Annotated in this window: 16 protein-coding genes; 10 read left to right on the top strand and 6 right to left on the bottom strand. The window is 71.2% G+C overall.

What is annotated here, in order from left to right; genetic code table 11:
- The first annotated feature begins 236 nt into the window (after window positions 1–236).
- The 3 genes from BL254_RS10430 to BL254_RS10420 all read left to right on the top strand — a co-directional run bounded on the left by BL254_RS10430 (window position 237) and on the right by BL254_RS10420 (window position 2,968).
- The gene (locus tag BL254_RS10430; protein ID WP_047222896.1) at window positions 237–1,478 is read left to right on the top strand and encodes an AI-2E family transporter; all 1,242 of its coding nucleotides are present in this window, start codon (window positions 237–239) and stop codon (window positions 1,476–1,478) included.
- 113 nt (window positions 1,479–1,591) lie between these two features.
- Entirely contained in the window at window positions 1,592–2,290 is a 699-nt protein-coding gene (locus BL254_RS10425; protein WP_047222895.1) for a DSBA oxidoreductase, read from the top strand.
- A 195-nt stretch (window positions 2,291–2,485) separates the two neighbouring features.
- Window positions 2,486–2,968, top strand: a complete 483-nt coding sequence (locus tag BL254_RS10420; protein ID WP_013872925.1) for a ribose-5-phosphate isomerase — start codon at window positions 2,486–2,488, stop codon at window positions 2,966–2,968.
- A 10-nt stretch (window positions 2,969–2,978) separates the two neighbouring features.
- Here BL254_RS10420 and BL254_RS10415 read toward each other — a convergent pair whose 3' ends face one another.
- Window positions 2,979–3,371 carry a hypothetical protein gene (locus BL254_RS10415; protein ID WP_052914551.1) on the bottom strand — a complete coding sequence of 131 codons (393 nt, stop codon included), beginning with the start codon at window positions 3,369–3,371 and terminating at the stop codon, window positions 2,979–2,981.
- Window positions 3,372–4,837: 1,466 nt separating this feature from the next.
- Between BL254_RS10415 and BL254_RS10410 the strand changes: the two genes are divergently transcribed.
- A complete protein-coding gene (locus tag BL254_RS10410; protein ID WP_047222894.1) occupies window positions 4,838–5,854 on the top strand; it encodes a dolichyl-phosphate beta-glucosyltransferase in 1,017 nt (338 codons plus the stop codon).
- Between the two features lie 1,096 nt (window positions 5,855–6,950).
- A complete protein-coding gene (locus BL254_RS10405; protein WP_175648341.1) occupies window positions 6,951–8,417 on the top strand; it encodes a hypothetical protein in 1,467 nt (488 codons plus the stop codon).
- Between the two features lie 181 nt (window positions 8,418–8,598).
- Here the strand turns inward: BL254_RS10405 and BL254_RS10400 are convergent, their stop codons facing one another.
- Complete coding sequence (locus tag BL254_RS10400) at window positions 8,599–10,365, bottom strand: glycosyltransferase family 4 protein (RefSeq protein WP_047222892.1); 1,767 nt, start codon at window positions 10,363–10,365, stop codon at window positions 8,599–8,601.
- A 206-nt stretch (window positions 10,366–10,571) separates the two neighbouring features.
- Here BL254_RS10400 and BL254_RS10395 point away from each other — a divergent pair, with 206 nt between their 5' ends.
- A complete protein-coding gene (locus tag BL254_RS10395; RefSeq protein ID WP_076843197.1) occupies window positions 10,572–12,104 on the top strand; it encodes a lipopolysaccharide biosynthesis protein in 1,533 nt (510 codons plus the stop codon).
- Window positions 12,105–12,566: 462 nt separating this feature from the next.
- Window positions 12,567–14,396 carry a hypothetical protein gene (locus BL254_RS10390; RefSeq protein WP_371390399.1) on the top strand — a complete coding sequence of 610 codons (1,830 nt, stop codon included), beginning with the start codon at window positions 12,567–12,569 and terminating at the stop codon, window positions 14,394–14,396.
- Window positions 14,397–14,449: 53 nt separating this feature from the next.
- Here the strand turns inward: BL254_RS10390 and BL254_RS10385 are convergent, their stop codons facing one another.
- The 3 genes from BL254_RS10385 to BL254_RS10375 form a co-directional block, all read right to left on the bottom strand.
- The gene (locus tag BL254_RS10385; protein ID WP_047222891.1) at window positions 14,450–15,235 is read right to left on the bottom strand and encodes an ABC transporter permease subunit; all 786 of its coding nucleotides are present in this window, start codon (window positions 15,233–15,235) and stop codon (window positions 14,450–14,452) included.
- Complete coding sequence (locus tag BL254_RS10380) at window positions 15,232–16,350, bottom strand: ATP-binding cassette domain-containing protein (RefSeq protein WP_076843196.1); 1,119 nt, start codon at window positions 16,348–16,350, stop codon at window positions 15,232–15,234. The genes BL254_RS10385 and BL254_RS10380 overlap by 4 nt, the downstream gene beginning before the upstream one ends.
- Window positions 16,351–16,949: 599 nt before the next feature.
- Window positions 16,950–17,729, bottom strand: coding sequence for a chorismate pyruvate-lyase family protein (locus tag BL254_RS10375; protein ID WP_047222890.1), 780 nt, complete (start codon window positions 17,727–17,729; stop codon window positions 16,950–16,952).
- A 259-nt stretch (window positions 17,730–17,988) separates the two neighbouring features.
- On the opposite strand from BL254_RS10375, the gene BL254_RS10370 reads away from it, so the two are divergent.
- The 3 genes from BL254_RS10370 to BL254_RS10360 all read left to right on the top strand — a co-directional run bounded on the left by BL254_RS10370 (window position 17,989) and on the right by BL254_RS10360 (window position 21,026).
- Window positions 17,989–18,966 (top strand): ABC transporter ATP-binding protein, encoded by a 978-nt coding sequence (locus tag BL254_RS10370; protein WP_076843195.1) that lies wholly within the window; start codon window positions 17,989–17,991, stop codon window positions 18,964–18,966.
- Between the two features lie 5 nt (window positions 18,967–18,971).
- Window positions 18,972–19,862, top strand: coding sequence for an ABC transporter permease (locus BL254_RS10365; RefSeq protein ID WP_052914549.1), 891 nt, complete (start codon window positions 18,972–18,974; stop codon window positions 19,860–19,862).
- Window positions 19,863–20,486: 624 nt separating this feature from the next.
- Complete coding sequence (locus tag BL254_RS10360) at window positions 20,487–21,026, top strand: Hsp20/alpha crystallin family protein (RefSeq protein WP_076843194.1); 540 nt, start codon at window positions 20,487–20,489, stop codon at window positions 21,024–21,026.
- A gap of 164 nt (window positions 21,027–21,190) precedes the next feature.
- Here the strand turns inward: BL254_RS10360 and BL254_RS10355 are convergent, their stop codons facing one another.
- Complete coding sequence (locus tag BL254_RS10355) at window positions 21,191–22,210, bottom strand: exodeoxyribonuclease III (RefSeq protein ID WP_083730965.1); 1,020 nt, start codon at window positions 22,208–22,210, stop codon at window positions 21,191–21,193.
- Window positions 22,211–22,242: the final 32 nt, after the last annotated feature.

Here is a 22,242-nt window from a genome sequence, read left to right as displayed (position 1 = left end):
ACCGTGGCGGCGGACCGGGAGCTCCCGTGAAGTGGAGGATCGGTCGCGGACGCCGGGCCCGTCCGGATGACCCCGCGCCGGACACGCGGGTACCGGCCACTGAACCCCCGCCCTCGGAAAACCCGCCCTCGGACGTTTCAGCTCCGGACGCTTCGGCTCCGCAGACGGACCCTCCGCAGGCTCCGCCCCCGGAGGTGCCTGCTGCGCAGGCAGCAGCGCCCCCGGAGACGGAGTCCGTGAACAGTCCGAGTCCGGACGCGGTGCCGTCGGACGCCGCCGCCCAGTCCAGCACTGTCCCCGCCGGCGCGGCGGCGGACGTCGCGGCGCCGGGCCCGGTCGTCCCGCCAAGCGGTCCTCCCGCCCCGGCCGCGGGACCCGGCACCCCGCCACGAACGGACGCCCCGGCGGCGGGAACCGCCGCCTCGGCCGGAACGGGTGATCCGCACGTGCCGGTATCCCTGCGGGTGGCCGCCGGATGGTCGTGGCGCCTGCTCGTCATCGGCGTGGCGATCTACATACTCATGATCGTCATCGGGCGCGTCCGCGTCGTGGTGATCCCGGTGATCGCCGGTCTGCTCGTCAGCGCCCTGATCTACCCGACGGCGATGCGGCTGCGCCGGCACGGGGTGCCCAAGTTGGTGTCGTCCTTCGTGACCGTCTTCGGCTTCCTGATTCTGGTGGCGGGCGCCGGAGTGGGCGTCGGCTTCAACGCGGCCAACGAGTTCCCGAGCCTTTCCGACCAGGTCAGCCAGGGTGTGGAGCAGGTCCGCGACTATCTGCGGGACGGCCCGCTGCACCTGTCACAGAGCCAGTTGGACGATCTCACCAACGACATCACCAGGACGTTGGCGAACAACCGGGGACGGCTGGTCTCCGGTGTGCTCTCCGGCGCCACGGTCGCCGCGGAGGTGCTCACCGGCATCCTGCTCACCCTGTTCGCGACCTTCTTCTTCGTCCACGACGGTGACCGGATCTGGGACTGGATCGTGACCCGTTTCCCCCCTGGCACCGAGGAACGGGTCCGGGGCGCGGGGAAGGAGGCGTGGGCGACCGTCACCGGATACATCCGCGGGACGATGTTCGTCGCGCTGGTGGACGCGATCGGCATCACCATCGGCCTGCTGGTCGTCGGGGTTCCCCTGGTCGCGCCGCTGGCACTGCTGACCTTTCTCGGGGGGTTCATCCCGATCGTCGGCGCGACGGTGGCGGGCGTGGCGGCCATCCTGGTCACGCTCGTCTCCAACGGCCTGGTACCCGCGCTGGTCATCCTCGGCGTGGTGCTCGCCGTGCAGCAGATCGAAGGCCATCTGCTCCAGCCGCTGGTCATGCGGCGGGCGGTGCGGCTGCATCCGCTGGCGATCGTCGTCTCACTGTCCGCGGGCGGGGTGCTTGCCGGCATCCCCGGAGCGGTCGCCGCCGTGCCGTTCGTGGCGGTGGTCAACAGGGTCGCGAGCTATCTCGCCCGATCCGGGAAGTAGCCACCCGCCCCTGATGGTTGGGCCTGAGTGACCGATGAACCCGGGCCTTCCGGCGGCGCGGCACCCATGATCGTCCTGCCGGCGTGCCCGTTTCTGGTGATCAGGAGTGACTTGTGACCACACAGCCCGGGATCGAGACCGTGTCCACACGCCCGTCACCTGCCTCCGGAGCGCAACCGGGACCTGCCGGCTCTCCCGACCCGTCCGCTCCCGCGCAGGCCGGTTTCTGGTTCGACCCGAGCTGCCCGTGGGCGTGGCTGACGTCGCGCTGGGCGCTGAACGTCGAACAGGTACGGCCGGTGCGGTTCAGCTGGCACGTGATGAGCCTCGCCGTTCTCAACGAGGGCCGGGAGGACCTCCCGCAGCGGTACCGGGAGGGGATGAAGCGCGCGTGGGGGCCGGTGCGGATCAGTGTCGCCGCCGCGGCACGCCACGGTGACGAGGTGCTGCTCCCGCTCTACACGGCGCTGGGCCGGCGCCGTCACCTGGAGAAGGCGGAGTGGGACGCCGACACCTTCGCCGCCGCGCTGACCGAGGCCGGGCTGCCCACGGACCTCGTGGACGCGGCCACCTCGGACGAGTTCGACGAGGCGGTGCGGGCCAGCCACCACGACGGCATGGACCGGGTGGGCATGGACGTCGGAACCCCGGTGATCGCGGTGGGGGACACGGCCTTCTTCGGCCCGGTCGTCACCCCGTCGCCGAAGGGCGAGGCCGCCGGGCGGCTCTGGGACGGGGTGCTGCTCGTCGCCGGCACGCCCGGCTTCTACGAGCTCAAGCGCACCCGGGACCTCCCTCCCATCTTCGACTGAGTCCCCGCTCGGCTGAGCGGTACCCGACCGTTCGGCCGGGCGGTACCCGTGTTCGACCGGGCGGTGCCGGCGGTCCGGCCGGACCGCGCCGTGCGCGGCCCGATCCGGATGGGAGCCCGGCCCGGTGGGTGCGTTGTCCTCCTTTTCGACGGGGGCCGGCATGGGCAGCGCAGGGGGCGGGCATCATTTCCACCCATGCGCGTTCATCTTGGTTCCGACCACGCGGGCTTCCACCTGAAGGCCTCGTTGATCACGTGGCTGACCGAGCAGGGGCACACCCCGGTCGACCACGGGCCTGCCACCTACGACCCGGACGACGACTACCCGCCGTACGTGCTTGCCGCCGCCGTGGCGGCCGCGGGCGAGCCGGACGCCTTCGGCATCGTTCTCGGCGGTTCCGGCAACGGCGAGGTCATCTGCGCGAACAAGGTCTCCGGGGTGCGCGCGGCGCTGGTCTGGAGCACCGAGACCGCCCGGCTCGCCCGGCTGCACAACGACGCCAACGTGATCAGTCTCGGTGCCCGGCTGCACACCGTCCCCGAGGCCGTGGACTTCGTCGAGACGTTCCTGCGGACGTCGTTCAGCGCCGAACAGCGTCATGTCCGGCGGATCGGGATGATCTCTTCCTACGAGCGGACCGGTGAGGTTCCGGTGCCGTCGGCGCCGCTGGCTCCCTGACGCCGACGTTCTAACGCCGACGCTGCCCCCGGGGGGTGGCGGCCGTCGGATCCGTCCACGGGCGCCGGCGGATGACAACGCTGCGCTCGGCCTCGGCCAGGTCGTCGGGGTCGGGGCGGGCGATGTCGCGGGCTCGCATCGCCGTCCCCGGAGGCAGCCGTGACCGGCCGGCGCCGATCAGCGCGCGCAGGCCGGGATCGCCGGTGTTGCGGCGGCGGCCGGTCCTGTCCTGCTGGCCCTGCTGACCGCTGCCGGGGTGGTCCGGGGCGGTCGGCCGCGGGCCCGGCCCGTCCGCGGCCGTGCCGCTGTCGGACCTGCCGCTGTCGGGCGTGCTGTCGCCGGACGAGACGCTGCCAGGGTCGCCCCCGGGGCCGGGCCTGTCGAACTGACGGCGTTGCGTCATCACCTGTCCCTCCCGCGGTGCCCATGTGGGCGCCCACCGGATCCAGGGTGCCCCGGCCCGGGCGGCCTGGCCAGGGGGACCGTTGTGTACCGTCCGCGCCGGGTGCCCCGGTCGGGCCCGCGGAAACTGGCGGATCTCACCTCCACGATACTTTCAGCGCAGATGCGTCGACGTTTGTCGGGGGAACTGGACGAATTCCTGGCGGCGGGGGTTCCCTGTTTTTGTCCGGGGTATATGTCGGGGCGCGACGGTGGGCGGGGAGGTGGCGCGCCGGGTGCGCGGAGAAACGTGATCGGGTATCGCCTCCGGCTCCCGTGACGTACCGGGAGAATCCCGTCGGCGGCCGTGCCCGCCGGAGCTGGGAAAGGCCGGGGACGGACCCGCTCGGATCGCCATTCGGCTGATCCGGTGCCGGAGGTGTCCGTGAGCAGTATCGGGAGCGGCCCGACGCCGTCGGACGGGTGCTCGCATGGGCGGAGCACCCGCTTTGTCGTATCCGCTGAAGCGCGCGGTGCGGTGCCCGCCCGGTTGCCGGTCGTCACCACCCGGCCGGGGGCGTGCCGGCGGGGAGCGGGTATCGTCTGGTTGTCGCCTGATATTGGCGGGATGTCATGGATCAGTCGAAGGATGAATGATTATGGCTTTTTCGCGTATTCGGAGGTGACGGCGGGTCCGGCTCATGCGTACCGGATGGCCGGACGTGGCCCGGGATGTCGGTCACATAGTGCGGGCCCGCGCCGAAACCGATCGGAGCTTCATGATCGCATAATGCCGAATGTGAAAGCGGGAGAACGGACGATCGTCACGGCGGAAGTCAGCGGAAGTCGGCCGCCGGCCCGGCCGGCGTTGGGGGCGCAACCCCGCGGGTCGCGGCTTTCCAGGCGGTACCGTGCCCTCCCCGCCCGGGGGAGGAGCGGTCGTGGTGTGACGAACCGTGGACTGTCGGATGTGCGTCGGGGCGATGTCAGGGTGGCGGGCGAAGGAGGGGATCGTGCCTGCGGGAGGATGCCATGGGCGTACGCGTGGGGCGCTGCCACCGCGTGGGCGGACAGTCGTGCTCACGGGATGGTGTCCTGACAGCGAAGCCGATGGTGATGCTACCGATTGTGAGGTTGTAGTGACGGTATTCGGATCCGGTGTCGCGGCGAATTCTCGGAGGTGTCCCAGTGAGCGCTCACACTCCGAGTGGACGCGGACCGTGACGCCGACCGCCGGAGCGGGCCGGGCACGGGTCCGGCCCCCGGCCCCCGTCATGCGCCGTCCAGAGGTTTTGGCATGCTGTCGGCCGCCGGTCGGTGCGTCGTTAGCCGCCGGACACGCATCCGGTACGGCGTCTCAAATCCTGACGGCTTGGCGATGTCGCATCGACGACACTTCGGCCGGGCATCGGGCGGCCCGAAGTACCTCGAGATCGGCAGGCGATCACAATTGCCTCTGTCGCTGCCGACCCAGCTTGGGAGTGACTCTTGGACCACGTTCCCGTCAGTATCGTCATCCCCGCCTTCAACGAGGCGCACCGGCTCCCGGAGTCGCTGCCTCGTCTCACCTCCGTGCTGGGCAGGCTCGCCGGCGCGGAAGTGATCATTGTCGATGACGGCAGTACGGACCGCACCGCCGAGGTCGCCCAGCAGCTGTTGAGCGGGTTCCCGCGATCGCATGTCGTGAAGCTCCCCTGGAACTCCGGCAAGGGCGCGGCCGTGCGGACCGGGGTCGCGATGGCCCGGGGCGCGTCGATCGTGTTCATGGACGCCGACATGGCCTCGGACGTGAACGATCTCCCGTTGCTGCTCGCCGCCCTGCAGGACGCCGAGGTGGCGCTGGGATCACGCCGCATCGGCGGCAGCACGGTCCGCTCGAACGGCCGGCGGATGGGCAGCTGGGCGTTCAACCAGATCACCCGCACGTTCACGGCGCTGGACGTCGCCGACACCCAGTGCGGCTTCAAGGCGTTCCGCCACGCCGAGGCGAAACTGTTGTTCAGCCTGTCCAGGTCGACCGGCTTCGGGTTCGACGTCGAGGTCCTCTCACTGGCGCGGTCGATGGGCTACCGGATCACGGAGGTGCCCGTCCGCTGGTCGGAGATGGCCGGTGGGACGTTCCGGGTGAGCCGACACACCCCGGCGATGCTGGTCGACGTGCTGCGGGCCAGGCGCTACCACCGACGGCGGGCCGCGGTCACGTCCGCGCCGCTGGGCCTGCGCCCCGTCGAGGCACAGCCGTCGGTCGTTCTCCAGCCGGTGCCCACGCCGCTGGCGGTCGTCCGGCGCCCCAGCGTGAGCACGGCCCCGGCGGCCACGGACGACACGCAGCCGTCACAGGCCCCGGTCGCCCGGGTGATCAGTATGGGTACCGGCGCCCTGGTGGCCGGCGGCGCTCCGGCGGAGATGCCCACCTCACCGGCCATTCTCCCGGCTGGCCGGGACGCCAGCCGGCTCCCCGCGAACCGGGAGGGCCGCCAGCCGGCTCCCCGCGAGGTCGTCTGAAGGCAGCTGGAGGCAGCTGAAGGCATCTTGGAGGCACTGTCGCGGGCGGCCGCCACCTGGGCCCCGGGCCGAAGCGGTACGGACCGCTCACGTCGGCCCGTCCTGGTGGACGACGCGAGCGGCGCCGTGGAGCGCTCGGCCTCGGCACCGGATGACGAGCGTCGGCAGCGCTGGCGCTGCCGACGGGCTCGGCCAGCACGGCGGGCTGCTTTCGGCCTCGGTGTCGGATGACCGGACAAGGCCGGATGGGGGCGACCTCGTGGCGCGTGGCGGCGAAGCGCGCGGACCGGTGTCGGCGCCGCAGCGGGCGGAGCGGTGTTTCTGGGCCGGCCGGCGCTCCGTCCTGACCCGACCTGCTCTGGTCCGGCACTCCTGGTCCGGCCATCGCGTCCGGCGCCTCATCCGGCCGTTTCGTTGTTTTTTCGTTGTTTTTGCTGTCGATCCGGGTGCCGTCGATGGGCGGCAGGGCGCCTCGTGCTGAATCTTCGTGCTGAATCCGCGACGTCCATGGGGTAAAAAATCGTTCAAATACTATTCTACAGACGATTGTTCTCGCGGCTTCTCGTCTCGACATCTCGGCGTTTCGGGTCGATACCCATTCGGCTTCCGCCGGTGATGTCCGCGGTCGTCTCGGTGCTGCGGTCACCGATGGGTATTCACCGGTAATCACCGGTAACCGGAACGAATCCGGCGGCAGAAGAGGTCTTCGCCACTATTTCCGACTGGATCACATCAATGGTCCCGGTGAGTCGGAAACTGGGCTGCGTGGGGATCTGTCGTGGGGACATTCGCCGCTGCACCGTTCTCCTGACCGGGATGGACGGGCAGGAAGAAGGAGGATGTGAACATCGACCCCCACGAAATGTGGCGATCAGCGTTGCTCCCGGGACCGTCCGCGCCCGTGGTCCCCGCCCCGCGAACCGGATCGTCCGTAGCGCCGGTGTCGACCGGCCTGGTCCGAGCTGGCTCCCGCCGGAGCGGCTCCGTCCAGAACCGTTCCGGGACGACCGCTCCCGGCCGCACCGGAACTGGTCCGGACGAAACCGGTCGGCCTGTTCTCGAGCGTGCCCGGCCGGTCYGGGAACGCCGCTTTTCGGTGCTGGAAGATCTGATCGTCGCCTCTGACCGCAGGGCCGCGCCGATCTCGGTCGGGATGATCGCTCGTACCCGCGAGATCATCGATTCGTTCGTCCTGCGGGACGCGGTGATCGATGTCCTGCTGCGTCACCCGATGGCCCGGGCACGCATGCGCACGGGATTGTCCGGCCGGCGGTGGTGGTTTCCGCACAGCCCGGACGACGTGCTGACAGTGGCAAAAGGTGATGGTGACGATGACGTGTGGGAGAAGTTCGCGGAGATCTGCTCGCACCCGTTCGACCTGACCGCCTCCTGCCCGCTGCGGGTCCTGCACGTGCGGCTGCCCGCCGGCGACGCGGTCGCCGTTGCCGCGCATCATGCCGCCCTGGACGGGATGAGCGTGGCGATACTGCTGCGCGCGATCCTTCAGCGCTGCCCCAGCACCGCTTTCCGGGCGCTGGCCAGCGCGCCCACCGAGCCGGCGTGGCTGGCTGAGGCCACCGGCGCGCGTGCGTCCGAGCCGTCCGGCCAGGCGGTGTCGGGCCTGCTCGCGGTGCCTGTCCGGCCGGCACGGGTCCGCGCGGTGCGCCGGCTCGTCCTCGGGCTGCCGGTGCCGCGGCTGCCCAGCCGGGTCGCCCCGTCACCGGAGAGCCGGCCGGGCAGCCGTGCGCGTTCCGCGCGGGCGCATCTCGGCCGGGCGACGGATGATCGTCACAGTTCCGCCTACGGGGTGTACTGCGAGACCGTTCCGGTCCCGAGATCCGCCCGGACGCTGGTGGCGGACACCCCGGCCACGGTGAACGATCTCCTGCTGGCCGCCGCGAAGGTGGCCGTCCAGCGGTGGAACACCGCGGCCGGGCAGCCCACCATGACGGTGCGGGTACGCATGCCGATCAGCCAGCGCGCCCCGGGTGGTACGGACGCCATCGGGAACCACACCGGCGAGGTTCTGATCGTGACGACACCACGGGACCGCCAGGATCCCGCCACCGCGCTCGCCGCGGTACGCCGGCAGACCGCAGCGGGCAAGGCGGTGGGCAAGGCGGTGGGCAAGGCAGCGGGCAGGACGGCCGGGGCGACGGCCGGGGCACGGCCGGTCACCGGCGGCAGGATCGGCGGTGTCGCCTGGCTGCCCGGCCCGGCCCGTCACGCGCTGCTACGGCTGGCTGTGAGCACGGCGCGACCGTTGCTGATGCCGACGATCACCGTGACCAACCTGGGCCGGCTCGCCGACCCGCCGGCGTCGGGCACGTCCGGGCCGGACGTCGCCTCGCTGCACTTCGCGGCGTTCGCCGGGCTGCCACAGGGACTGGTGATAGCCGCCGCCGGCTACCGTAGCGATCTCGGCCTGACCTTCTGCTACCACCGTGACCTGTTCGACCGAGCCGCCGTACGTCGCTTCGCGCGGGTGTACCGGACAGCCCTGGACGAACTGACCGGCATCCCACCCTCAGAGACAGCCGCCCAGTCTGCCGCGGCCGGGTGACACGGACACCGTCCGCAGTGCTACCCGGCAGCGGGCGCCACTGGCCGGAAGAGGAGACAGTAGGTGGTTTCGGTCGTTGCCGCAGCGGTTTCTACCTACGGGTTCCGCGTCCGTAGGTGGGAATCGTTGCTAGCACGACGGTTTTCACCTATAGCTCGGGGGAGCGTCTGGCAGAGAGGCGTCAGCCTACTTTGGTGATCATTGGCGTAGTGGTGGTTCCGCTGGTGGGCGGCGGGTCGGACAGGGCACAGCGGGTGGCTGCGATCAGCAGATCCTCGCCGGTGGCGGCCCGCACCTCGATCTGACCGGTCACACCGGCTCGGGTGAGCGCGGCGCGGGCGTCGGCGGGGGAGGCCCCGTAGAGGACCGCGACCGCCCGGCCGGCAGCGGCCTGCCCGCCCAGCCGGTCGGGTACGGCGTCGTCCCCGGTCAGGCGGTACACCAGGTCGGTGCGGCGCAGGGTCGGCAGCGGCCGAGTGGGCGCCAGCGGGAACTCCGCGCGGGTCACGACGTCGTCCGCGCGGCGTGACCCGCGTCGGCGCCCGGCCGAGGCAGGCCCGCCCAGGGACGCAGGTCCGTCCAGCGGGCTTCCGCCCCGCGGCCGCCGGCCCGGCAGCCGCCGCCAGCCTGGCAGCGGCCCGCCCGGTGCGCTTCCAGCCAGTGCGCTTCCAGCCGGTGCGCTCCCACCCGGTGGCTGTCCGCCGAGCGGGCCACGGCCCGAGCGCCTCCCGCGGCCCCGGGCCGCCGCCAGCCGGTCCATCTCGGCGGTCACCACCCGGGCGAGCAGTTCGGCGGTGGCGTCCCAGGTAAAGCCTGCGGCCCACGCCCGCGCCCGGGAACGCCAGCGCGCCGCCGCGGCCGGGTCCGCCAGCGTGGACAGGGCCGCGTCGATCGTCGCCGTGAGCGGGCCGGGCTCGTCCACCAGCCAGCCGGTGTGCCCGTCGCGGACGGCGTCACGCAGCCCGGGGACGCGGAAGGCGACCGCCGGCACGCCGTGGGCGTTGGCCTCCAGCACCGACAGGCCCCAGCCCTCCCCGTGGGAGGGGTTGACCGTCAGCCAGGCCGTCGACAGCAGCCGGTCCCGCTCGGCCGCGTCGACATACCCATGCCAGCGCAGGATCTCCTCRCCGACGCTCCGCTCGTGGGCGTGCCGCAGCAGCCGGTCGCGGTCGGGTCCGTCCCCGACCATCTCCACCACCAGGCCGGGATGGGACGCGCGCAGCGCGGGCAGCGCGTCGATGAGCAGGTGCAGTCGCTTGTGCGGGACCAGCCGCCCGACACAGACGATGGTCGGCCGGTCGGCCGGGCCGGGCGGGGCGGGGCGGGGCGACGCGGGCCGGGCCGGGCCGGGCAGCGGGCTGTCGGCGCCGCCGGGCACGATGAAGCGTGGCCCGGCCAGCTTCAGCACATCCCGGGCCTCGTCCCGGGTGGACGGTGACACCACCGCCACCGGGCGCCGCCCGTACACCCAGCGGCTTCCCGGCGTCTCCAGCAGCTGTCCGATCCGGGCCACCGGCTCCGGGAAGTAGAGCGGGAACTGCCGCTGGTGGACGTGGTGGAGGACCTGGATCACCGCGGTGCTGGCGGGCAGCACCAGGGGGCTGAAGAACGGGATGCCGTTCTGGCAGTCCACCACCGCGTCGACGCCGCGGCGGTCACGCAGCAGCTGGGCGAGGACGGCTGGATACACTCCGAACGTGCCGCCGCGGCGGTGGATCTCGACGCCGCGGACGGTGGCCGACCGGGTCTGGCCGGCCGGGCGGGCGGTGAGCAGGCTCACTCGGGCGCCGGCCGCGGCGAAGCGCTCGGCCACCGACTGGCAGTAGAGTTCAGCACCACCGGCCTGCGGGTGGTCAAGATCACGCCAGTTGAGGAACACCACACGACGGCCGGCGAGCGCGTCGATCCGCCTGCTCAGACTGCCTGCGGGCGCTGCGGTCACGGGCACTGGCGCACTCCTTTCAGCGGACGGCTGTCGTCAACCTTCTGACGCCGGTGGCGCGGTCCTCGCCCCAGCCCGCGACGATGGTGTCAGATCGCGGGGACCGGACGTCAATGGGGCGCGAGCGGTGGCTTACCGTGGATCAGCGATGCCCGGCAAAGGGCGGCAAAATGGACCCGCTACCGCAAGCGGGGCCGGGCGGGAGGAGATGGGTGACGAACGTCGGACGCGCGGCGCTCGCGCGAGCTCTCCAGGGGCCCGGGGCGCTCGCGGTCGCCGGGGTCGCCATCAACGGCGGCAACCTGCTGGCCAACCTGGTGTTCGCGCGGGCGCTCGACGCCGTCAACTACGGCGCGCTGGTCGTCCAGACCGGAATCTTCCTGATCCTGTCGATGGGCGGTTCCGCTCTGCAGATCGCCGTGGTGCAGCGGGACACCTCCGCACCCGGCCACACCCGGCATCAGCGGGGGTTCTGGATCCGCCGGCTGCGCGGTGTCTGCGCGGTCGGAGTGGCCGTCACCTGCGTCCTCGGCCTGCTGGCCGCCAAGCCCACGGCGGCGGTGCTGTCCTACCCGCATCCGCTGGCGATCGCGGAGGCGGTCGCGGCCGCGGGGGTGTGGGTGTCGCTGTCGGTCGAGCGTGGCCTGTTGCAGGCCCGCCGCGCCTATCAGGACCTGGCCCGCAACTTCKTCCTGGAGGGCGTGGCCCGGATCACCGTCACGATCGGTCTGGTGTTCGCCGGGCTGGGCGTCAACGGCGCGGGCCTCGGCCTGATCGTCGGTGTTGCGCTCGCGACCGAGCACGCTCGTCGACGCACCGCACGAACATCACGTAAAGTAACAGATTTTCGACGTTCGATCACATACGGTGGCGATGGGTCGGAACGGATCGGCTCCACCGGGCCGATCATCCTGCCGCCCGTCCCGACGGTGCGGACCAGGCACGCCCTGCGGCGTGACACGACAACCGCGCTCGCCGCGCTCGTGCCGCTGGCCATGCTGCAGAACATGGACGTGGTCATCGTCGGCTGGCTCAACCCCGACTCGGTCGGGGCGTACGCCGCCATCGCCACGGCCTGCAAGGTACCGGTGTTCATCGGGCTGGCCGTGGCGGGCTTCCTGCTGCCGGAAGCGGCCCGCCGCCGGCAGCAGGGCCGTCCCGCTACGGCGGCGCTGCTGGTGGCGGTCGGCTGGGTGGTCGCCCCCGGGCTGCTGCTGGTGGCGGTCGGCGCGGTGGCCGCCCGGTTCCTGCTGTCGGAGGTCTTCGGCCCGAAGCTGACCGCGGGCGCGCCCGCGCTGTGGGTGCTGGCGCTTGCCATGACCTGCCTGGCCGTGACGCTGCTGTTCACCAACTACCTGCTGGGCGCGGGCCGCCGCGGCGTGGTGGGTGTGCTCGCGGCCGGAACCATGCTCACGGGCGGTGGTCTGATCATGGCCGGCGGGGATCTGGTCGCCACCGCGGCGATGGCGCTCGTCTGCCAGGCCGTGACCGCCTTGCTGGCCGGCCTCATGGTGGTGCGGGCGCACTCGCCCGCCGTGCTGGCGACGGCCGCGGGCACACCGCCGGGGCAGGCGGCCGAGTCGTGGGCGCGGGCACGGCCGGGCAGGCGACCCGGCGGGTGGGAGCAGGCTGTCGGCCGGCGGTCGGGCAGATGGCCCCGCCGTGGCCCCGCCGATCTGGTGGGAGGGCGTGACCGGGGGCCCGTCCGCGAGCAGGAGGCCCTCATCCTCAGCCGCGTTGAGTAGCTGCCAGTGATTGTTCAATGACTGATATGTGATCGCTGGACGCGCCGCCGGACGGGGAGCCGGTGCCGTCAGACCTGCCGAAATGGTTCCAGACCGCACTGAACCGGCCCCAAACCGAAAGGTAGGTCACCCGACCGGTTTTCCGATCCTGACGAACCGGGGCCATGTGGTCATCGGACACTGGGAGACATGGGTCGGGATTCCACAGCGGGGGGGCACACGCCGACACCCGGTGACGTATCCCCCCGCGTCGGCGACCGGCCTGACCAGCCGGCGAGCCGGGACGAACCGGCGGTCTCGCCCCGGGAGTGGATCCCGCTCCGCTCCCGGCGTCGTCCGGTCAGCCCGGCCAATCCAGCTAATCCGGTCAGCCCGGCCAATCCAGTCAATCCGGTCGGCTCAGCCGAGCCTGCCAATCCGGTCGRCTCGGCCGATCCGGTGGAGTACGGACCGTCCGTCCCGGTGGCCGTTCCCCCCGCTGCTTCCGCGCCGGCGTCCGCGACCCCCGCGCCCACCGCCCCCCTTGTCCTCGCGGCATCCCACGGCGTCCACGCGACCCGACAGGAGCAGCAGGAGCAGCAGGAATGCGGGGAGTGCCAGGAACGCGYGGATACGTGCGCATGCCCGGAACAGTCGCGGGCGTGGCGGCGGGGCGTGACCCGTCGCTGGATGGTGGCCGGCGCGACCACGGCTGGGCTGGGCGCGCTCGCCGGCACGGCCAGGCTGCTGTTCGGCACGGAGCGTATTTACGATCATGGCGATACCGCCGACATGGGCGCGCTCGCGCTGTTCGGCGCGCCCGGCAGCTTCGGTGACCTCGACAGCTTCCACGACGACGCCGAGGGCGCCCGGATCGTCACGGTGGACGTGCCCGGCTGGGGTTTCGGCCCTGGCCAGGCCGCCTACATGTCGACCGTCACCTCCGACGGAACCGTTTTCACCGCGACCACGCCGTTCTCGGACAACCAGGCCCAGCCCACCGGGACGGGGATGGAGATCGCGGTGTTCGAGCCCGGCCCGATGCGTTTCACCCGGCTGGTCGTGCCGTCGACCACCGGGCGGACACATCTGCCCCGGGCCGACGCGGGGTTCCGCGGCGTCGGCGGCGCCGATGTCGCCGACGTGATCGTGACCGGTTCGGGCCCGGACGAGCGGGTGATGTTCGTCTCGGCCGTGTCGTACTTCGGCTGGGACACGGCGGTGTACGGGGAACTGCCGGCGCTCGGGCAGATCCGTCGTCCCGCTCCCGGCCAGCCCTGGAGCTACGATCCGACGCGGTCGTGGACGACCGACCAGCTCGCGGCGACCGCGCTGCCGGGGGTGGCCGCGAGTGCCTTTCCGCACGAAGGCCGCGGGGAGCCGCGGTGGTCGCGCGGCCCGGCCGCGATCGCCCGGTTGCCGGCCAGCGGCCACCTGGTGATCGCGCAGTACTTCGGGTCCTCGACCCTGGGCACCGACCAGGGTGCACTGCTGGTCGTGGACACCGCGGGCCGGGTACGCGCGTCCTGGCAGTACCCGGAGGTCCAGGCCTTCGGCGTACCGGTGGTGGTCAACCCCCGGGAGGTCGTCACCGACCCCACGTCCACGGCCGGCGACGAGCGTTTCGTGCTGATCAGTGACTGCCGGACCGCCGACCACCAGGTGGTCTCCTTCCCGATCCAGGAGTTCTCCTACTCGGCGGGCGGCGCGGGACAGGGGAGCGGGACGATCACTCCCTGTAGCACCGCGGTACGGGCCGCTGTGGACGGCTCCCGCATGGAGACCGCGTGCTTCGACGACAACGGCACCCTGTACGTCGCCCGCACCCGCCCGGACGGGCTGCGTGCGGCGACGCTCGCGGTCTATCCGAAGATCGACGGTGACCGTGGCCTGGTCACCCGCGCCCCGGCGACCGACGGCTGGCCGTGGCGCGGCTGGGGGGTGGCGAACCCACCGGAGTATTTCGTGGCGGGCACCGATTCGGGCGGTCTGGTCCGCAGCATCGTGTTCGACCCGGCCAGCGGGGCGGTCGTGCTGGCCGGCCTCGACGGCACGTTGCGGGCCGTCCGCCCGTCCGGGCGGGGCAGGCGGATGACGTTCACAGTCGGTCAGCCGATCGACATCGGGCTGGGCCGTCTGCGCGGGCCGTCCAACCGCTATGTCGGCCTGCGGCGCGGTGCCGTCGACGCGCGACGCCGGGTGATGTGGCTGCCGGTCAACCAGTTGGTCCTGGACGCCATCGCGTGGCCGTACCCGCCGTTCAAACTCGACCAGTGGCTGATGCGGGTCGACCTGCGGGCCGTGCTCGCCTGACCCGCGCGCCCGGCCTGGCGCCGCCCGCGCGGGTGGCGGACGTCAGCCGCTGGTCAGGACGTCACGTCGCGGCGCGCGAACAGCACCAGGGCGGCCGCGACCGCGGCGGCGCAGAAGACCAGGATGCGCAGGCCGGCTGCTTCGTAGGCGATCCGGTATCCCCGTGCGCCCGAGGCCAGGGCGTCCATGAGCCGGGCGGGCAGCCAGCTCTCGGCCGGGCTGAAGATTCGTGACACCAGCATCTCCAGCGGCAGCGCGTAGGCGACCGCGACCGACACCGCGGCGGCGGGGGAGCGGAAGACGACCCCTGCGAGCAGCCCCAGGGTCGCGTATCCCAGGGACGAGGCCAGCACGTTCAGGTAGCCCTTACCGATCTCCGTCAGGCCGGCGAGGCTGTGCCAGGCAGCGGTGTCCACCCCCCGGATCGGAGCTATGGCGAACGACGCGGCCGCGGCCACAACGGTGGCCGCGGCGATCATCGTCATCATAAACGTCACCAGGGCCAGGCATTTGCCCGCCAGCAGGCGGAGTCGATGCGGCTGGGCCATGAGCTGGTTACGCAGGGTTCCCTGGGTGTAGTCGGCGCCGATGACAGCGGCGGTGACGGCGAGCCCGACCACGCCGAGCAGGATGCTGACGGCTTCCAGCCCCTGCATGACCCCGTCCGGACGGGACATGGCGGGCGCGGTGACGGGCACCCCGTCGTAGTCGCGACGTCCGACCGAGAGCATGGTCAGTACCGCGCCGAGCGTGGCCACCGAGACGACGGCCGCCAACGTGCCGAAGAAGAAACGCGAGCGGCCGAGCTTGATCCATTCGGCCCGCAGTGCCGCGGTCACGAGTTCCCTCCAGCGGAGGTCGATGCGGTGGCCCCGGCGGTGAGCAGGTCAGCCGGGTCATCCGGAGATTCCGTCGGGACGTCCGGAGAGCTGCGGCTGCGGGGGATCAGGTCCCCGTCGACTCCCCCCGTCGCGACCAGGAACGTCTCCTCCAACKTGGGCCGGCACGCGCGCAGCGCCCGCAGCGCGATACCGGCGCTCATGGCGATCCTGTTCAGGTTCGCCGCCGAGCCCTCCGGGGCGTGCACGCTGACCGAGCCGTCCGGCGAGCGCTCGGGCGGATCGACCCGTAGACCGTGGTCACCCAGCAGGGCGGCCAGCCGTGCCGCGTCACAGGAGTACTCGGGAGTCAGGACGAGCCGTGGGTCCTCGGCGGCGAGCAGTTCGGTCACATGGCCCTGGAACAGCAGCCGCCCGTCTCTGATCATCACCAGGTGGTCGCAGATCTGTTCGACCTCCGACAGCAGGTGGCTGGACACGAAGACTGTCATGCGTCCTCCGGCCAGGTCCTTGAGCAGGCAGCGGATCTCGCGGATGCCCGCCGGGTCGAGCCCGTTGGTCGGTTCGTCGAGCACCAGCAGATCGGGACGCGGCAACAGGGCCGCGGCGATCCCCAGCCGCTGTTTCATGCCGAGGGAGTAGGAGGCGAACCGGTCGTCGGCCCGGCTGGCGAGGCCGACCATGGACAGCGTCTCGGCAACGCGCTCCGGGCCCAGCCTGCGCAGCCGCGCCAGCATGCGCAGGTTGGCCCGCCCGGTCAGGCCAGGGTGGAAGGTCGGACCTTCGATCATGGCCCCGACCCTGGACAGATACTCGGCGGGCCGTTCGATCGGATGTCCGAGCACGAAACCGTGTCCCGCGCTGGGCTTGATCAGCCCGAGGAGCATCCGCAGGGTGGTTGTCTTGCCGGCACCGTTCGGCCCGACGAATCCGGACAGCGCTCCCATTGGGACGTGGATGTCGATCCTGTCCACCGAGTGCCGGGTGCCGTAGCACCGGGTGAGCCCTTGGCTCCAGATGGCGGCGTCAGCCGGGGGGCGGGGYAGATCGGTGCGGGCCTGGCGTCGTGATCCCCGTCGTGTCCGCGGCGGTCTCGCCGGAGTCTCCGCCGTCATTACGTGGTTGCCTCCTCAGGTCCTTGGCGTCCGGCCCGGGTGGGGGCGGCTGCCTGACTGGGCTGGCGTTGATGGAGATTGATGGAACAGAGCGTAACGGATGGAAACGAGTTGTGCTTAATGACGATCGCTCGTTTCTTACGGTAGCAAAAAATATGATCGATATCACTTATAGTAACTAGTGATAGGTATGGAAGGCCCCTGCCGTAGCGGTGCCGCTACGGTCCCGTGCTTCTGTGTTCCCGGGTTACCGGTCGGTCACGCCAGTCGGTGCGCCGGCGTCCCCGGCGGTCCGGCCACCGGTGTCCGGCCGGTTCGCCGAGAACCGGTCCGGCCGTGGAGATCCCGCGCGCATGGACCGCGAGCGGACCGCGAATGGGCCTGGGCAGGCCGGGAGTGAGCCACGAGTGGGCCTGGGCAGGCCGGGAGAGGGCCCGTGAGCGGGCATCCCGTGAGCAGGCATGACGACGCAGCCGCTTCAGGTGACGGCATGGAGTGACCGGGCGGCCGCGTGTCGCGGTATGGCTGGCGCCGCGATGTCGGCGCGACCGGTGTCGGCGCAGGCCGGTGTCGGCGCAGGCCGGCGCAGGCCTGCGCAGTCAGCTCGAGTCGTGGCCGAACAGGTGGGGGGAGAACCACTCGGTGATCAGCGTCAGGGGGTGGCCGGTCCGCATGTCGCGCATCCGGTAGGTCCGGGCCGGCACCCGGGACTGCGCGCTGAGAGCAGACCCGAGGTGGGTGGCGAAGTCGCCGGCCGGCAGCCGTCCCCATGACCGCAGCTCACGGACGACCGGCAGGGCGGCCCGCATCAGCAGCCTGCCGATGGGCTCCTCGGTGTCCAGCGCGCGCACGACGTCGGCCGGCAGCCTGTCGGTGATGGCGAGCAGGGACGCCGCCCCGTGGACGACACCGTTGTCGCTGGTGAGAAGCACCTCGCGGACCAGGAGCTCGTCTCCGGGGCTGCCGTCGAGATCGCGCAAACCGATGTCGGTGTAGGTGTCCCGATGGGTGCGGGTGGCGAGTTCGTGGAACCGGGGGCCGCTGTCCACTCCCCGGATGTCCGCCGCGTAGCCGCGCTGGCTCGGCGTCGTCAGCGGAAAGCGCTGCTGACGACGTATACGGACAGTGATGCGACGGCCGGTGAGAATTTCCAGTGACGTGGTGGTCAGCCCGTCACCGCGCAACACCAGCTGCTCAAGGGGGCTGGTCTCCAGAGCGCCCGCTGCGGTGGCGCTGGCGGTGGAGAACTCGGCGGTGGAGAACTCCGTGACCGGGGCCGGCGTTGATCCGACGCGCGCGGCCGGCCACTCGCCAACAATGATCTTATTGGCGGTGGCCTCGCTATATTTTGATATTCGACCTTCATAGGAAGAAAGCACATAAAAAACGGTATCATGTACCTATATCGCCAGTCGTGTCGATGCTGGTCGACATCGCTGGTGACGACCGGCCGTAGCAGATGGAAGCCGGTCGGACACCCGGCACTATCGGGCAACCGACGCCGTCGTCCCGGCCACCGGTGTCGGCCGGAGGACAACGGGTATCCCGGGTGGCCGCGCCTGGGGTTTCCTCAGGCAGGAGCCGGCCGGTGGTTATGGTCGGTATCCGGCAGTTCGCACGCGGTCCGGACGGAGACAGATGATCGAAGTTGATCGGCTGACCAAGCGCTACGGCTCGACCGTTGCGGTGGACGACCTTTCGTTTCAGGTTCTTCCCGGCCGGGTCACCGGATTCCTCGGACCGAACGGAGCGGGAAAGTCRACAACGATGCGCGCCGTCGTCGGCCTGGACCTGCCGACCATGGGCGAGGTCCGGGTCAACGGCAGGTCGTACGCGTCGATCCGGCGACCGTTGTGCGAGGTGGGAGCGCTGTTGGACGCGAGTGCCGTGCACGGTGGCCGCAGCGCGTCCAGCCACCTGCTGTGTATCGCGCGCAGCAACGGCATCGGCCCGTCCCGGGTCAACACCGTGCTGGAAATGGTGGGCCTCGCCACAGTCGCCCGCCGGCGGATCCGCACATTCTCGCTCGGGATGTTACAGCGCCTGGGTGTGGCGACCGCGTTGCTCGGCAATCCAGGTGTGCTTCTTTTCGACGAACCCGTGAACGGCCTGGATCCAGAAGGTATCTGGTGGATCCGCGCGTTGATGAAGCAGCTGGCCGCCGAAGGACGGACGGTGCTGGTCTCCAGTCATCTGATGAGCGAGATGRCTTTGACCGCCGACCATCTCGTCGTGATCGGACGGGGTCGGCTCGTCACGGACGCGAGCGTCACGGACCTGCTTTCCCGCAGTTCGCGCAACCGGGTCCGGGTGCGCTCGCCACAGGCCGGGCAGCTGTCGGCGCTGTTGACCCAGGACCGGGCGGACGTGCGTGTGCAGCCCGGGCCGGACAGTGCCCTGGAGGTGCTCGGGATGGACGCACCCGCGGTGGGTGAGCTGGCTGCCGCCCACGGTGTCGTCCTGCACGAACTGTCAACCCAGCAGGCTTCCCTGGAAGAGGCCTTCATGGATCTGACCCGGGACTCGGTCGACTACCGGACCGGGCTGGACCCGCTCCAGGCCACCTCTCCCAACGCATCCCCCGGCACACCCACAACCGTCGGATCGAGGCCCTGACAACCATGCCCCCGGACGCCACACCCCGCGACCTCGCCGGCCCGCCCACCGGCCTCGCCGACGGCACACCGCCGGGGCTGCCCGCCGACCAGCCCGGCCGCGCCGTCCCGCCCCGGCCGTCCGCGGCGACGGGCCGGCGTGACACGTTCGGGAACGCCCTGCGCTGCGAGTGGACGAAGCTGTGGACCGTCCGGTCGACGTACTGGACCCTGTTCGCTGCCTTCGTCATCACGGTTGGCCTGGCCGCGATCGCGTGCGGGGCAACCGCCAACCAGGGTGGGGACGTCGGCGGGGAGCCGGCCGCGCTCAGCCTCAGCGGGATCTTCATGGCCCAGATCGCGCTGGGCGTGCTCGGCGTTCTCGTGATCAGCTCGGAGTACGGCAGCGGAATGATCCGGACGACCTTCGCGGCCGTCCCCAACCGGCTGGTCGTGCTCGCGGCGAAGGCCGTGGTCTTCGCGGGCGTGGTGGTGGTCGGCGCGTTCGTCGCCTGCCTGGTCGCCTTCGTGCTCGGGCAACAGCTGCTGCGGTCGACCGGCCAACAGGCCTCCTTCGGCGATCCGGAAATCGTCCGGATCGTCCTCGGCGCCACGGCCTACCTCACGCTGATCGGGCTGATCGGGCTTGGGCTCGCGGCGGTCATCCGCCATACCGCGGGCGCGCTGGGCATCCTGTTCGGCGCCATGGTGGTGCTGCAGATCGCCGTCCAGTTCCTGCCGGGAGAGCTGCAGGAGGACGTCCTGCCCTACCTGCCGGCGACGATGGCGGTCTCGATCGTCACCGTGAACCCACCGGCCATGAGCCTGTCCGCCGAGGGAAGCATCGCGCTGCTCAGCGTCTACACGGCGCTCGTGCTGCTCGGTGGGGCGTGGTCGATGGTCGCGCGGGACGCCTGACCGGCTCGGATCGGCTCGTGACCGCGCCGCGGTCGCTGTCCTGGCACCTCCACGGCGCTGCCCTCGTGCCGCCTGCCGCCTGGCTGTCCCGCCTGCCGCTGTGCTGCTCCGCCCCGTTCGTCTGCCCGCTCACGGCCGCACGGCCTTTTGCGCCGCAGCCTTTTATTCTTTTTGTTCAACTTGCTCCACAGTTGCACTGTCCATATTGCATGCATTTTTTAACTTTTAATACCTTTGTTGCCCTACCGCGTCCAGTCGGACCTGTCCGGCCGGTGGGAGCGGAGCTGGGGCAGGTGGTCGCAACGATCGACGGTCGGGTGCCGGTCGGTCCGGGTGAGACGGCCTCGTGCGGGCCACGTCCGCTGTCGGTACCGGGTGGGCCGGTACCGGGTGGACCGACGTCAGGTGGACCGACGTCAGGTAGGCCGACGTGGTAAGGGCCGGGTGTCGACCGGCGGGCCGGATAGTCTGCCACGCCGTCGGGAACGGTACTGCTTCAATGCTCGTTCATAAGTATGAGTCTGCTAGACTCAACAACACTGAGATGATCCCGATCCGGTGATGTTAGCCTTCGGTTGGTAGTTGGCCGGTGCAGGGGTCGACGCTGGAAGGAAGGGAGTAGTCATGAGCACCTACCTGTGGGAGCCGTTCGCTGCCTTCGGTCGTCTGGACCGCGAGTTCCACGAGATCGTCCGGCGTAGCTGGGACGCCGCCCCCGAGCGGGCACGGATACCGCGCCTCGGCTTCGCTCCGTTGGCAGACGTGGTTACCGAGGGCAACRATGTTGTTGTCCACCTCGAGCTCCCCGGCGCCGACATCGAGAAGGACGTCACGGTCGAACTGGAGCGCGGCCGGCTGGTCATCCGCGGTGAGCGCGCCGACAACCGCGAGAGCGACAGCGGACGTGTCGTCGTGCGGGAACGCCGGTACGGCGCCTTCCACCGCGAGTTCAACCTGCCGGAAGGAGTAGGCGCCGACCAGATCTCCGCGACCTACGACAAGGGCGTGCTGTCGGTCCGGCTCGCGGGCGCGCTCGCGCCCGCCTACGGGACGCGCATCCCGGTCAACCCGGGCACATCCTCGGCGCTGCCGGGCGCCGGGTCGGCTGACAGTTCGGAGAGCCACTCGGACGAGCCTGGGCACACGCCGGCAGTCGAGTCCTGAGCGGATGCCGGGCCGCTGACCGCGGGTAGTCGACCGCGGCGGCGGCCTGCCGCCCGGTGGTGTCGGAACGCTCCGCGGCGCCGCCGGGCGGCCACCGCTGAACTGCCACCGCTGAACTGCCACCGGCCGCACCGCGAACTGACCGCCGTGCCCCGGCACGGCGGTCAGTTCGCTCGGGTATCCGTGCCGCCCGCCTCCAGGGTGCCCGTATCCGCGGCATCCGGGCTGGTGACGTCCGGCTTCGTGACACCTGGGCCAGCGGTGTCGGGGCCGGCGCGGTGGCGGCCTGGCGCGGTTCGTCCCGCCCCCGTCCGTCCCGGGCCTCCCGGTGCGCGGCGCCGGGTGCTGGCCGCCCGCGGTGGGGACGGGGGCGGGACCATCGGGCCGATGTCGCCGTCCGGTGCCTCGTCAAGGTCGACGATCACCGGCGCGTGGTCGGAGGTGCCCGTGCCCTTGCGGGCCTGCCGGTCGACCCACACCGCGCGTACCCGGTCGACCAGGTTGTCGCTGGTGAGGAGGAGATCGATGCGCATGCCCATGTTCTTCGGGAACATCAGCGCCCGGTAGTCCCAGTAGGTGAAGACCTGCTCGTCCGGCCAGCGTCTGCGCATGACGTCGACCAGGCCGAGGTCGGTCAGCTCACGCAGCGCCCGCCGCTCGGCGTCGGTGACGTGCGTGGCACCGGCGAAGGCGGCGGGATCCCAGAGGTCGGCATCGGTCGGAGCGATGTTGAAGTCGCCGCAGGCGATCACCGGAGCGGTCGTGAGGGCCTTCTCGACGGACGCGCGCAGCGCGGCGAGCCAGGTGAGCTTGTACGCGTAGTGCGGATCGTCGACCGCGCGCCCGTTCGGCACGTACAGCGACCAGATCCGGATGCCGCCGCAGGTCGCGGCGAGCGCCCGCGGTTCGGGCGCGGGGAAGCCCGGGCCGTCCGCGAGCCCGGCCTCGACGTCGTCGAGCCCGGCCCGTGAGAAGATCGCGACGCCGTTCCACCGTCCGTCACCGTGGTGGGCGACACGGTAACCGCGCCGGAAGAGATCCTCATCGAAGAGCTCGAGGAAGGCYGCGTCGGAGAGCTTGGTCTCCTGGAGGCACACGACGTCCGGCTGGACCCGGTCCAGCCATTCGATCAGACGGGCCTGCCGCGCCTTCGCCGAGTTGATGTTCCAGGTTGCCACCCRCACACCATCCGACGTTAGTCCGTCGACGCTGCCCC

It is taken from the genome of Protofrankia sp. BMG5.30 (assembly GCF_001983005.1).
Lineage (GTDB): Bacteria > Actinomycetota > Actinomycetes > Frankiales > Frankiaceae > Protofrankia > Protofrankia coriariae.
The sequence above is the reverse complement of the archived record's forward strand: the minus strand, read 5'-3'. Positions and strand labels throughout refer to the sequence as shown.